Origin of the sequence: Streptomyces nanshensis, assembly GCF_001751255.1 — a bacterium.
GTDB lineage: Bacteria > Actinomycetota > Actinomycetes > Streptomycetales > Streptomycetaceae > Streptomyces > Streptomyces nanshensis_A.
Genome location: NZ_LJGW01000289.1, coordinates 1 through 13,626, shown reverse-complemented (window position 1 = coordinate 13,626; position 13,626 = coordinate 1). Strand labels below are relative to the sequence as shown.

The following is a 13,626-nucleotide window of genomic DNA, read 5'->3' as shown; positions in this document are numbered from 1 at the left end:
CGCCTGCCCGGGGCGCGGTGCCGTCCGCGGCGACGGGCCGCAGAGCCGGGCGGGCCGGGACGGTATCGGGGCCGGTCCGGGTCAGTCGATGTCTTCACGGTCCGCCGAGCGGGCCGCACGCAGGGCGGCGCGACGTGCCGCACGGCGGGCCGCATAGCGGTCCCGGCGGTTGCGCGCCCGGTTCATCTCGCCCCACTCCTTCTTGGCGGCGCGCCCGTTGGGCCCGGAGCAGCACCTCGTGCCGAACCAGGTGTACTCCCAGCGGCAGCGTGTGCCGGTGTCCTTCCGCGGCGGCCGGGGCGGCAGGTCGCAGGGGCCGCGACGGTGGTCGTGGACGGCCCGGTGCTCGTGCTCCGCGCAGCGCACCCACAGTGGTTTGGTCTTGTCCGTACGGGACATCTCGTTCCTTCCGGAACCCGCCGCCCGTGCTCCCGGACCCTCCGGGCGGGCGGCCAGGCCAACCACGTCATGGGCGTCACCTCCCTCCGCATCCTCATGCCGTTCCGTCCCTTCTGGTTCCGGCTCATTCCGCTTGCCCGATCGCGTTGTTGAGCCGTTCCCGTCGCTCCGGCCGGGCTCTTCGGAGTCTCGCAGCACGGAGGCCGCGGGACATCCGGGAAGTCCCGGAGAACGGGTCCGGGTCCGGGACCGGAGCAGGGACCGCGGTCGGGCTCCGGGGGCGCGTCCCGCACCGCGTGCCCGCCTCTCCGCTTCCGTGCCGCCGTACGCTCCCCGTCGGCTCCCCACCACCGCCGTCGCCCATGACGTCCGTCATCTCCGGGGGCCTCCGCGTGCCTCCGTTTCGCCGCGCGCCGCGGACGGCACATGCCGTCACATACGGTCACATCCGCTGACCAGTACGTACGCCCGCGGGGTGCGGCCCCGTACGGACGCCGTCACGCGCACGACAGGAAAGGGGTGAACTGCCCGGTCTTTACAGGACAGTTCGGGAATTGCCGGGCCGACTTTGCGAGTTCTTGACAAGAACTGTGCGGGGGACCACTGTCATGCCTCTCCACCCCTTGCCCCACCAAGGAAGGCGACGTCCCGTCATGAGTTCACGTCCTGTCAGAGTGCTGGTCTCGGTCCTCACCGGTGCGGGTCTGGCCTTCGCCGCCCCCGCCGCCGTGCCCGCCATCGCGAACTCCGCGCCGGCCGCCGCCGCGGACGCGGCCCCCGCCGACGCCTGCTACACCTGGAGCGGGACGCTCAGCGAGGGCGCCTCCGGCGAGGCCGTACGGCAGCTCCAGATCCGCGTCGCCGGATACCCGGGGACGGGCAGCCAGCTTGCCATCGACGGCGAGTTCGGACCCGCCACCAAGGCCGCCGTGGAGCGCTTCCAGTCCGCCTACGGCCTCTCCGGCGGCGGCACCGCGGACGAGGCGACCTTCAACAAGATCTACGAGTTGCAGGACGACGACTGCTCCCCGGTCAACTTCGACTACGGCGAGCTGAACAACTGCAACTCCGACTGGTCCGGCGGCAAGGTCGACGCGGCCACGGCCCGTTCCAACGCGCTGGTCACCATGTGGAAGCTCCAGGCCATGCGCCACGCCATGGGCGACAAGCCGATCACCGTCAACGGCGGCTTCCGCAGCGTCTCGTGCAACGACGCGGTCGGCGGCGCGGCCAACAGCCGCCATCTGTACGGCCACGCGGCCGACTTGGGCGCCGGCTCCCAGGGCTTCTGCGCCCTGGCGCAGGCGGCCCGCGACCACGGCTTCACCGAGATCCTCGGCCCCGGCTATCCCGGCCACGACGACCACACCCATGTGGCAGGCGGCGAGGGCCAGTTCTGGGACGCCCCCGACTGCGGTATCTGATACGCGAGTTCACCTCGTCGCGTCCGGCGTGACGCACGACGACGCCCGCCCGGTGCTTCGGCCCGGGCGGGCGTTCGCATGCCCAGGAGGCGGGCGGTGCACGGGAGTTCTGCGCGACACCCGCAGCCGGGCGTACGCCGCAGTGATTGGCCGGACCGGGCGGTGGCGAGGCGAGTTGCGTGCATTAGGGTCGAAAAACTGGGCCGGTGCACGGGGGGTGGTCATGCTGAGCGGGGACCTTGCAGACGCCGCGGATGTCGAGACGGCGCGCGATCAAGTGCTGGCCGTGCTGGGGGAGTTCCGCAGGTCGACGGTGCTGGTGCCGATCCGGGACGGTGGGGTGCTCGCCGGGGATCACGGTGGTCTGCGGTGGATCTACGCGTTCACCGACACGGACACGCTGACCGCGTTCGCGCAGGCGCGTGGCGAGGGTGGTGAGTGGCAGTTCCGGCGTGTCTACGGGGCTCGGCTGCTGGACGAGACGGTGGCGGAGGTCGCCGTTCCGTGCGGGATCGCGGTCGACGTGGGCAGTGACGGGGCGTTCCTGTTGCCGCCTGCGGCGGGAGTCGTGCCCGACGAAGTGGCCGTGACCGAGGCGCCGGAAGGGACGTCGGCGTGAGCGGTGGTTACACGTTCGATCCGGCGGCCGCAAAGCAGGTCGAGCAGGGCCTGAAGGCTGCCACGGCCGAACTGGAGGAGACGGGCTACTTCACGATCAACGCCCAGCAGGGGCACGGCTTCCAGTTCCTGACGATGTCCGGCATGGAGATGAGCAGTGCCGAACTGGCCGATGTGTTCGGACAGTTCTGCGGCCGGTGGGGGGCGGCGATCCACGGCAGGACACAGGAACTGAACGGCATCGCCGAAAGACTCGGGCTGTCGGCGGGGCTCTACCACGAGCAGGAGCAGTACGTGAACGACAGCCTCAAGGAGGTCGTCGTCACGGCTGGTTCGTACAACCCGCAGCAGGGTGTCGCCGAGGGGGAGAAGGCGGGCGAGAAGTCCTGGAGCGAGGTCGGGGACGAGGTGAAGGGTTCCCCGGAGGTGGATCTGTCCCGGCCGGACTGGGGAGAGATGGGCGACCAGTGGGAACAGGTCGGCAGCGACGACGGCGGCGACGGGGAGAAGTGACCGGTGGGACTGGGGGATGCGTTCGAAGCGGTCGGAGACGGAGCCGAGTGGCTCGGTGACAAGGCCGCCGACGGTCTCGACGAGATCGGTCTGCAGGGTGCCGCCGAGGGCGTACGCGATGCGGGTGAGTGGACGGCCGACAAGCTCGGTGCGGATGTGGCCGAACGTCAGTTGGGCGAGACGGAGGACCCGAAGGAGATCATCCACGGCGATGTGGAGAAGCTGACCGACCGGGCCGGGCATCTGCGGAACTTCTTCAAGGCGTTCGACAAGCTCGGCTCCGGGCTCAAGGGGCTGGACGTGCACGGCTGGGAGGGCGAGGCGGGCGAGGCGTTCCGGGCCGAGTTCGAGCCGCAGCCGAAGTTCTGGGTCCAGGCCGCGGACGCCTGCGAGGCCGCCGCCAAGCAGCTCGTCCAGCACGCGTCCACCGTGCAGTGGGCACAAGGGCAGGCCAAGGAAGCCATAGCGCTGTACAAGAAGTCGAAGGCGGCTTCGGACAAGGCGGTGGACGACCACAACGCGAAGGCCGACGAGTGGAACTCCAGGAACGAGTCGGGCCAGGACCCGGGCCCGAAGCCGCCGCCGTTCAAGGACCCGGGCAAGGCCGGGCTGGAGCGGGCCCAGCACATGGTGAACGAGGCCCGTCATCAGCGCGACGACGCGGCACGCCGTGCCAAGGATGCGGTGAAGGGGCTGGTCGAACAGGCACCGGAGATGCCCGGCGCCTGGGAGACGATCAAATCGGCCGGCCGGGACGCCGCCGAGGCCATGGCACTGAGCAACGTCCACGTCCTGGGCGGAGTGATGAAGGGCCTGGGCGAGACGGCGGGTCTGGTGCGGATGCTGAATCCGACCGATCCGTACAACCTGACCCACCCCGGCCAGTACCTGCAGAACATGAACGGCGTCGCCACCGGCCTGGCCTCCACCGTCGTCCATCCTGAACGGCTTGTGGGCATCGTCACGAACCAGAACTGGCGGGACCCCGCCGAGGCCGTCGGGAAGATCGCCGTCGACCTCGTCGGCGGCAAGGGCTCCGGCGGCATCGTCAAGGGCGGACTCAAGGGCGGCCTGAAGGCCGGCGGCAAGGAAGCCGTCGAACAGGGCGCGAAACAGGCCGCCCGCAGGACGGTCAAGGAACGCCTCGGCGATCTCGCACGGGACCTGAACTGCAAGGTCCTGCGCAACGAGCCCGTCGACATGGCGACCGGGCGGATGGTGCTGCCGCAGACCGATGTAAGCCTGCCGGGCACGTTTCCGCTGGTGTTCACCCGCACCTTCGAGTCCGCCTACCGCAACGGCGGCTGGTTCGGGCCCGCTTGGGCCTCCACCATCGACGAGCGCCTGGAGATCGACGCCGAAGGCGTCGTCCACGTCGCCGCCGACGGCAGCGTCCGCGCCTACCCGCACCCCGCCCCGGATCTGCCGGTCACGCCCGTCAAGGGCGTGCCGTGGTCGCTGGAGCGGCACCCCGACGGCTCCTACACCCTTTTCGACCCGGTCGCCCGCACGACCCGTACGTTCGAGGCCCCGGCCGGGGTGGCTCCGGGCGGCGACGGCATCGCGAAGCTGGCCGCCATGTCCGACGCGGAGGGCAACTGGACGTCGGTGGAATGGGAGTTGGGCCAGCCCCACTCGATCACCCACTCCGGCGGCTACGAGCTGGAGTTCACCTGTGACGCGGGCCGCATCACGACCCTGACACTGGCCACCGCCGACGGCCCCGTACGGCTGCGCTCCTACGCGTACAGCGACCGCGGTTTCCTCACCTCCGTCGCCGACTCCGAGGATCGCGCCACCCGCTACGAGGTCGACGAGCGCGGACGCATCGTCACCTGGACCGACACCAACTCCCGCTCGTTCTCCTACACATACGACGACGAAGACCGCGTCATCCACCACGAAGGCGAGGCCGGACACCTCAAGGCCCGCTTCGCATACGGACTGGAAAGCAGCCAACCGGGGTGCACGACGACCCGCGTGACCGACTCTCTCGGCCACACCTCCCTGTTCACCGTCGACGCCCGACTGCGGATCGTCGCCGAAACCGACCGCGCGGGGCGCACGACCCGCACCACGTATGACGCCGAGCACCGGCCGCTGACGATCACCGATCCGCTGGGCGCGACAGCCTCCTACACCTACGACGGACTCGGCCGCCCGCTAAGTGTCGTGTTGCCCGATGGCGGCGAGGTCTCCGTCGAGTACGACGAGAGCGGTCTTCCGACAGGAAGGACGGACGCGGACGGCGCCGAGTGGCGATACGCCCGCGACGAGCGTGGGCTGCTCACCGCCGCCACCGACCCGGCCGGTTCCACTACGACCTACGGCTACGACGCCCGCGGCCATCTCGCCTCCGTCACCGACCCGTTGGGGGCGACCAGTGCGTTCCGCTGCGACGCCGCCGGGCTGCCGCTGCGGATCACCGGCCCCCTCGGCGGGACTATGACGTACGTGCGCGACGCTTTCGGCCGCCCCATCACCGTCACCGATCCTTCGGGCGCCGTCACCGTTCTGCAGTGGACGACGGAGGGCCGTCTGGCACGCCGCGTCGACCCCGGCGGTGAGGTGCAGAGCTGGACGTACGACGGGGAGGGCAACTGCCTCACCCACACCGACGCCGCAGGGGCCGTCACCCGCAACGAGTACACCCACTTCGACCTGCTGACGGCACAGACCGGTCCCGACGGCGTGCGGCACGCCTTCTTCTACGACGCCGAGCTGCGCCTCACCGAGGTCGCCAACCCCCAGGGTCTGACCTGGAGTTACACGTTCGACCCCGCGGGCCGGCTGATATCCGAGACCGACTTCGACGACCGCACCGTGCAGTACGGTCACGACGACGCCGGGCGCCTGGCGTTCCGCACCAATCCGGCAGGCCAGACGGTCAGCTTCACCCGCGACGCCATGGGACGCGTCACCAGGAAGAACGCCGACGGCGACGCGACCGACTTCTCCTACGACGCGGCAGGACGTCTCATTTCCGCCCACGGCCCCGACGCGGAACTGATCTGCCGGCGGGACAAGCTCGGACGCGTCAGGGACGAAGTCGTGGGCGGCCGTGTACTGACCCACGAGTACGACGCGCTCGGCCGTCGCACGCGCCGCGTGACTCCGGCGGGCACCGTCACCACCTACACGTACGACGCCGCCGGCAACCGCACCTCACTCACCACCAACGGCCACACACTCACCTTCGACCACGACGAGTCGGGCCGCGAGACCGAACGTCGCGCGGGCGATGGCGAGTTGACCTTCACCAGCCTCTGGGACCCGGCGGGACGCCTGGCGTCCCAGACCGTCGGCGGCCCCTCGGCGGGCACCGTGCAGCAGCGCACGTACCGCTACCGTGCCGACAGCCATCTCGTCGGTGTCGAGGACCAGTTGAACGGCTCGCAGCTCTTCGACCTCGACGCGGCCGGACGCGTCACCGCGGTCCGCGCGGAGAACTGGTCGGAGACGTACGCCTACGACGAGGCAGGGAACCAGACGGCCGCCGACTGGCCCGCACAGCACGCCGGTTCGGATGTGCGCGGGGAACGCAGCTACAGCGGCACGAAGCTGCTCACCGCCGGGTCGATCCGTTACGAGTACGACGAGGCGGGGCGTGCGGTGCTGCGGCAGAAGTCGCGGTTGTCGAAGAAGCCGGACACGTGGCGCTACTCCTGGGACGGCGAAGACCACCTGACGTCGGTGACGACGCCCGACGGCACGCGGTGGCGGTACCTGTACGACCCACTGGGTCGCCGCATCGCCAAGCAGCGGCTCGGCGACGACGGGCAACAGGTGCTGGAGCAGGTCGACTTCACCTGGGACGGCGCCACACTGATCGAGCAGACGACCACTGCTCCGAATCTGCCGGACCCGGTGACGCTCACCTGGGACCACGACGGCCTGCGGCCGCTGACGCAGACCGAACGCATCACGAACGAGACGACCCAGGCCGAGATCGACTCACGCTTCTTCGCGATCGCCACCGATCTGGTGGGTGCCCCGTCCGAACTCCTCGACGAGAGCGGCGGCATCGCCTGGCGCACCCGCAGCACTCTGTGGGGCACGACGACGTGGAACGCGGACGCCACGGCATACACACCGCTGCGCTTCCCCGGCCAGTACGCGGACCCCGAAACGGGCCTCCACTACAACTTCCACCGCCACTACGACCCCACGACGGCCCGGTATCTGTCCCAGGACCCACTGGGCCTCGACCCGGGCCCGAATCCGGTCACCTACGTCCACAACCCGCATACGTGGGCGGATCCGCTGGGGCTGAAGTGCACTCCGGAGATCAAGGCGGCATCTGACGCGGCATTCAAGGCCGCAGAGGATCCGTCAAGCATTTTCATCAAGAACAAGCACCTTTCTTCCTTCGAGGGTAGGTATGCGAAGTTCGCCAGTGACGACATCCCCGAGGTTCAGTCGTGGGTAGCGGAGGCGCTCAGATCTGAGGGTGCGATTTTCAAGCCGAACGGATCAGAGGGGACGTTCAAGATGGAGGTCGACATGCAGCGGCCAATTGGGACGAAGGGGCAGGAGGGGGTACGCGTCATCGTGACGGGTGACGGTAGGGTGATTAACGCCTTTCCTTTCAATCCAAGGTGAACCGATGCGCTGGAATTACATGAACTTCAGTGTCGCTGACCTGCGGGGTGACACTCTCGCCGACTACCTGGTCAATGTTGAAGCGGATTTCGAGATTGTCGAGGCAGGGAATGAAGTCTATGCTGAGCCAGCATTTCCTGTGGCGGAGCTGGCTCGCGAACTCAGCCGGTGGATCTCGGTCTCGGAGCGGGAACCAACAGACTTCTGCTTTGCATCACTCTCGTTCGAGGATCCTGGAGCGGTAAGAATTTTGCGTGGCGCGGAAGGTTGGCTCGTGGGCTCGGCACTCACCCCCGGGGAGCTGAGTTCGCCCCAGCAATGGCAGGAACTCACCGAGGGAATTATCGAATTCATCGGACACGTCCGGAGGGACCTGGAGCAAGTGGGAATCGACACCGCCTTCGTCTTGGGGGACGGGTAGGTGAAGTCGGCGCACGGCGTCAGTGTGCTTGCTGTTCGTTGAACGATTCGGTGTGCGCGGCTGTTCACCTCAACTCCGCACGTCGGCACGGGCGCTGATGGCGCCGGGAGACGTGCGGTCTTGATCGTGGATGGTCCCGGCACACGTCTAGCAGATTGAGGGCGCGTCGGGGGATGCGTCTCAGACCGCCTCGACGTTGTGCTTCTAGCGGAGCTTTGCGGCGGGTCATGATGTCAGGTCAGACGGCACCCCGCTTCGCGCATTCGGACCGCCGCCTCCTCAAGGCGACGGTGCCGTCGATCCACTGGCCGGGCGGTTCGGCGCCGTGATCTTCGCTGGAGAGGATCACGTCCGCCTCATCGAGCGCCGCGTTGAAGTAGACCGCGACGCTCTGCCGCTGCGCAAACGTGTGGCGAGCGAGTCATAGGCGGGTGCGCGGTTGAACTCGTCGAGGAACCGCTGAACCAGGTCCTGCGCTCCCAGTGCGTCGCGAATCCGCTCGATCGTCACTGCCCGTCGCTCACAGCAGCCTCCAGCAAGCCCGCACCAGCACGCACGGTCCGGCAGCAAAGCGCGCACTGTGGCGCGCAGTCTCAGCGATCAGGCGGCCCGTACTTTGTCCACATCGTGGAAGAAGCCAACTCCCGCCGTGTCAAAGGGGTTTCGGTATCGGACGAAGATGGCTACCGTCCTTGGGTGTACCGGACATGAGCCGATTTCCCCCTCGTTCCTCTCCCGTACGGACGATTTCACACTGACTCCGGTCTCTCAGGGCGTCTGCGCCCGGAGGACCGTTCCGGCGCGACGGCGCGCGCCTGTGCCAGAGCAAGCGGTCAACGACACCTACGTCACCCACCGTTCCGCCTCCCAGGAGGAGTCGCGTGCACAGGATCACCCGTTCTGCATCCCTGCCCTCCGGGCCGCGCAGGCCCGGACTTCCCTGGCGGCGCCGGGTGCGCGCCGCGTTCCGTTCGCGGGTCGCCGCGCTCGTCTCCGTACTGCTGCTCGGGGGCGCGCTCAACCTCGCTGCCTCGCCGTCGAGTTACGCGGCCGCGCCCCGGCCGGAGGCGAAGGCCGCCGCCGCCGACTTCCAGCAGGTCACCCTCGCCAAGGGCGAGCCCGAGACCGGCGAGCCGATGACGCTCGCCGTGCTGCCCGACAGCTCCGTGCTGCACACCTCGCGGGACGGGACGCTGCGGCTCACCGACAAGGGCGGCGCCACCAAGGTCGCCGGGAAGATCCCCGTCTACAACCACGACGAGGAAGGGCTCCAAGGCGTCGGCGTGGACCCGGACTTCAGCCAGAACCGGGCCGTCTACCTCTACTACGCGCCGCCGTTGGACACCCCCGAGGGCGACGCCCCCGAGACGGGCAGCGCGGAGGACTTCAAGCCCTTCGACGGCGTCAACCGCCTCTCCCGTTTCGTGCTCTCCGAGAACGGCACGCTGGAGACGGACAGCGAGAAGAAGGTCCTCGACGTCCCCGCCAACCGCGGCCTGTGCTGCCACGTCGGCGGCGACATCGCCTTCGACGCCGACGGCAATCTGCTGCTGTCCACCGGCGACGACAGCAACCCGTTCCAGTCCGACGGCTACGCCCCGATCGACGAACGGGCCGACCGCAACCCGGCGTTCGACGCCCAGCGCAGCGCCGGCAACACCGACGACCTGCGCGGCAAGATCCTCCGCGTCAAGGTCAAGGACGACGGCTCGTACGACATCCCGGAGGGCAACCTCTTCGCCCCCGGCACGGAGAAGACCCGTCCCGAGATCTACGCGATGGGCTTCCGCAACCCCTTCCGTATGACCGTCGACAAGCCCACCGGCACCGTCTACGTCGGCGACTACGGCCCCGACGCCGGCACCGCCGACCCCGCGCGCGGGCCCGCCGGGCAGGTGGAGTTCGCACGCGTCACCGAGGCCGGCAACTACGGGTGGCCGTACTGCACGGGCGACAACGACGCCTACACGGACTACGACTTCGGCACCGGAGAGTCCGGCGAGAAGTTCGACTGCGACGCGCCGAAGAACACCTCGCCGCACAACACCGGCCTCACCGATCTGCCGCCCGCGCAGCCCGCGTGGATCCCCTACGACGGCGCGTCCGTACCGGAGTTCGGCGACGGCTCCGAGTCGCCCATGGGCGGTCCGGTCTACCGCTACGACGAAGACCTCGACTCCGACGTGAAGTTCCCGCAGGAGTACGACGGGGACTTCTTCGCCGGTGAGTTCGGACGCCAGTGGATCAAGCGGATCGAGCAGGACGCGGACGGCGGCGTCACCTCCATCAACTCCTTCCCCTGGAGCGGCACTCAGGTGATGGACATGGAGTTCGGACCCGACGGCGCGCTCTACGTTCTCGACTACGGCACGGGCTACTTCAACGGCGACGAGAACTCCGCCGTCTACCGGATCGAGAACGCCACGAACGGCCACAGCCCGATCGCCGAGGCCACGTCGGACAAGACCAGCGGGCAGGCGCCGCTGGAGGTCGCCTTCTCCTCCGAGGGCACCGACGACGCCGACGGCGAACCCCTCACCTACCACTGGGACTTCGGCGACGGTGCGACCTCCGACGAGGCCGACCCCTCGCACACGTACACCGAGAACGGCACCTACTCGGCGACCCTCACCGCCACCGACCCCGGCGGACGCACCGGCAGCGCGAGCGTCATCGTCACCGTCGGCAACACCGCGCCGACCGTCCAGCTCCAACTGCCTGCCGACGGACAGCCGTTCAGCTTCGGCGACGAGGTGCCCTTCGAGGTGAAGGTGACCGACCCGGAGGACGGCGACATCGACTGCTCGAAGGTGCAGGTCAGTTACATCCTCGGGCACGACAGCCACGGCCACCCGATCACCTCGGCCAAGGGCTGCTCCGGGACGATCAAGACCAGCGCGGACGGTGAACACGACCCGAACGCCGACATCTTCGGGGTCTTCGACGCCGAGTACACCGACGGCGGAGGCGGCGGGCAGGACCCGCTGACCGGACACGATCAGAGCGTCCTGCAGCCCGAGCACCGGCAGGCCGAGCACTTCACCGCATCCGCCGACGGCGTGAACGTCGCCGACGCCGAGGGAGCCGAGGGCGGACGGGCCGTGACGGGTGCGCAGGACGGGCAGTGGATCGCCTTCGACCCGTATGTCACCGCGGACGTCAGCGAGTTGTCGGCACGTGTGCGGGGCGGCGGCGCCGAGGGCGGAGCCGTCGAGGTACGGGCCGGAGCGCCGGACGGCACCCTGCTCGGCACCGCCGAGGTGGGCACCGGGGACGGCTGGCGGGACGTGAGCACCGCCGTCGAGGGCGCGCCCGAGGGGACGGGGAAGCTCTACCTCGTCGTCACCGGCGGCAGCGGCGACCTGTTCGACCTGGACAGCTTCACCGTCACCACGGGCTGAGAGGAGGGACGACGACATGCGACGGACACGCACAGGACGCGGGCGCGCGGTGAGCGCGGCACGCACACCCGGCAGCACACCCGGCACCGCACGCGTCCCGCGCACCGTACGGCTGGCGCTGGCCGCGGCCTCGGCGCTGCTGCTCACCGCGGCGGCGGTGCCGGGCAGTTCGGCACCGGCCGGTACGGCAACGGGTACTGCGGCTCCGCCCGGCACGGTCGCGCGGGATGAGCCGCGGGAGGGCGAGAGCGTGCTGGTCTTCTCCAAGACCGCGGGCTTCCGCCACGACTCCATCCCCGACGGCATCGAGGCCCTCCGGCAGCTCGGCGCGGAGAACGGCTTCAGTGTCGACGCCACCGAGGACGCCTCCGTCTTCACCCCGGAGGGCCTCGCCGGCTACGACGCGGTGGTCTTCCTCTCCACCACGGGCGATGTGCTGGACGACTCCCAACAGGCCGCGTTCGAGGGCTACATCGAGGACGGAGGCGGCTTCGCCGGGATCCACGCGGCGGCCGACACGGAGTACGACTGGCCGTGGTACGGCGGCCTCGTGGGTGCCTGGTTCGACTCGCACCCGGCGATCCAGCCCGCGACCGTCGAGGTCGAGGACCACGCGCACCCGGCGACCGCTCACTTGGGCGGCACCTGGGATCGCACCGACGAGTGGTACAACTACCGCGCCAATCCGCGCGAGGACACCCACGTCCTCGCGGCCCTCGACGAAGGCTCGTACACCGGCGGCACCATGGACGGCGACCATCCCATCGCCTGGTGCCACGAGTACGAGGGCGGCCGGGTCTTCTACACCGGCGGCGGGCACACCGAGGAGTCCTACGCGGACGCGGACTTCCGCGCCCATCTCCTCGGCGGCGTGCGGTGGGCGACGGGCGCAGCCCAGGCCGACTGCCGCCCGGAGAAGGGGTATTCGGACCTCTACGGGAACGGCACCGGACTGGAGGAGTGGCAGCAGGCCGGTCCCGGCCGCTTCGAGGAGCGCGACGACGGCACCCTGCGGACCGTCGGCGGCATGGGCCTGCTGTGGCACCAGGCCGAACGGACCGGCGACTACTCGCTGAAGCTGGACTGGAGGATGGACGGCGACGACAACTCCGGTGTCTTCGTGGGCTTTCCGGCCTCCGACGACCCGTGGTCGGCCGTCGACAACGGGTACGAGATCCAGATCGACGCGAGCGACGTGCCGGAGAAGACGACCGGTTCCGTCTACGGATTCCAGTCCGCCGACCTCGCCGCCCGGGACGCGGCGCTCAACCCGCCGGGGGAGTGGAACACCTACGAGATCCGCGTCGAGGGCGAACGGCTGCAGATCTTCCTCAACGGCACCCGGATCAACGACTTCACCAACACCGACCCCGCGCGCAGCCTCGCCGACGGCCACATCGGCCTCCAGAACCACGGCGACGGCGACGACGTGGACTTCCGCGACATCCGGCTGCGCGAGCTGACGCCCGAGGCGGCGCGGCCCGCGGTCCGCGGAGGCGGAAGCTGAGCGCGGGCGCCCCGTACCGCCGTGCGCGCGGCGGCCCGGGGCGCCGCACCTCCCGTCCGGCACACGCCGGATGACGAGCCGCAGCCGGCGGCCCGTCAGCGCGGTGTCGACCGGTCCGAGGGGGGCCGCAGACGCCGTACAGGCGGCGGGGAGGAGAACGCCGACTCCTCCCCGCCGCCCTCAGCCCGTCGTCCTCGGCGGCAGCCCCTCCGTCCCGGCGCCCCTCCGTCCCGGCGCCCCTCCGTCCCGGCACCGCACCGCACCGCTTCGGCAACCGGCCGCCCGTACACGTACGGACCCCGACTCCCCGTCCCCACGGCGCCGTCGGCACCGAGCGCCCTCAAGTACCCCCTCGCCGCGCACCCGATCCACCCGTACGTACACCCCCTCACCGCGGAGGCAGGCCGTGACCGACGAACATCCCCACCAGCCGACCGCCCCCACCAATGGCCCCGACGGCGACGCCGACCGCTCCGACGGCGGCGCCCGTACCGGCGTCTGGCTGATCGGAGCACGCGGCTCCGTCGCCACGACCGCCGTCGCGGGCTGCGCCGCGCTCGCCGCCGGGATGCGCCCGCCCACGGGCATGGCCACCGAGACCGCCGCCTTCGCCGGAAGCGGACTGCCGCCGCTGGGACGGCTGGTCTTCGGCGGCCACGACACGGCGTCCTGCCCGCTGCCCAAGCGGGCCGAACAGCTCGTCGCGAGCGGTGTGCTCCCGTACGGGCTGCCCGCGGCCGT

Annotated in this window: 8 protein-coding genes and 1 pseudogene; 8 read left to right on the top strand and 1 reads right to left on the bottom strand. The window is 69.9% G+C overall.

Annotated elements, in window-relative coordinates; genetic code table 11:
• Positions 1–81: 81 nt before the first annotated feature.
• On the bottom strand, positions 82–399 hold the full coding sequence (locus AN218_RS16910) for a hypothetical protein (RefSeq protein WP_070017718.1): 318 nt from the start codon (positions 397–399) through the stop codon (positions 82–84).
• A 653-nt stretch (positions 400–1,052) separates the two neighbouring features.
• Between AN218_RS16910 and AN218_RS16905 the strand changes: the two genes are divergently transcribed.
• The 8 genes and pseudogenes from AN218_RS16905 to AN218_RS16870 all read left to right on the top strand — a co-directional run.
• Entirely contained in the window at positions 1,053–1,823 is a 771-nt protein-coding gene (locus AN218_RS16905; protein WP_070017717.1) for a D-Ala-D-Ala carboxypeptidase family metallohydrolase, read from the top strand.
• Positions 1,824–2,046: 223 nt separating this feature from the next.
• Positions 2,047–2,442: an SseB family protein gene (locus tag AN218_RS16900; protein WP_070017721.1), complete on the top strand. Its 396-nt coding sequence runs from the start codon at positions 2,047–2,049 to the stop codon at positions 2,440–2,442.
• Complete coding sequence (locus tag AN218_RS16895) at positions 2,439–2,954, top strand: hypothetical protein (RefSeq protein ID WP_070017716.1); 516 nt, start codon at positions 2,439–2,441, stop codon at positions 2,952–2,954. The genes AN218_RS16900 and AN218_RS16895 overlap by 4 nt, the downstream gene beginning before the upstream one ends.
• Before the next feature lie 3 nt (positions 2,955–2,957).
• Positions 2,958–7,556: a putative T7SS-secreted protein gene (locus tag AN218_RS16890; RefSeq protein ID WP_070017715.1), complete on the top strand. Its 4,599-nt coding sequence runs from the start codon at positions 2,958–2,960 to the stop codon at positions 7,554–7,556.
• A gap of 4 nt (positions 7,557–7,560) precedes the next feature.
• Positions 7,561–7,977, top strand: coding sequence for a DUF7878 domain-containing protein (locus tag AN218_RS16885; protein ID WP_079132257.1), 417 nt, complete (start codon positions 7,561–7,563; stop codon positions 7,975–7,977).
• Between the two features lie 908 nt (positions 7,978–8,885).
• On the top strand, positions 8,886–11,378 hold the full coding sequence (locus AN218_RS16880) for a PQQ-dependent sugar dehydrogenase (RefSeq protein ID WP_420855978.1): 2,493 nt from the start codon (positions 8,886–8,888) through the stop codon (positions 11,376–11,378).
• 16 nt (positions 11,379–11,394) lie between these two features.
• The gene (locus AN218_RS16875) at positions 11,395–12,885 is read left to right on the top strand and encodes a ThuA domain-containing protein (protein ID WP_079132256.1); all 1,491 of its coding nucleotides are present in this window, start codon (positions 11,395–11,397) and stop codon (positions 12,883–12,885) included.
• A 502-nt stretch (positions 12,886–13,387) separates the two neighbouring features.
• A pseudogene (locus tag AN218_RS16870) lies at positions 13,388–13,626 on the top strand (inositol-3-phosphate synthase); the annotation flags it as partial.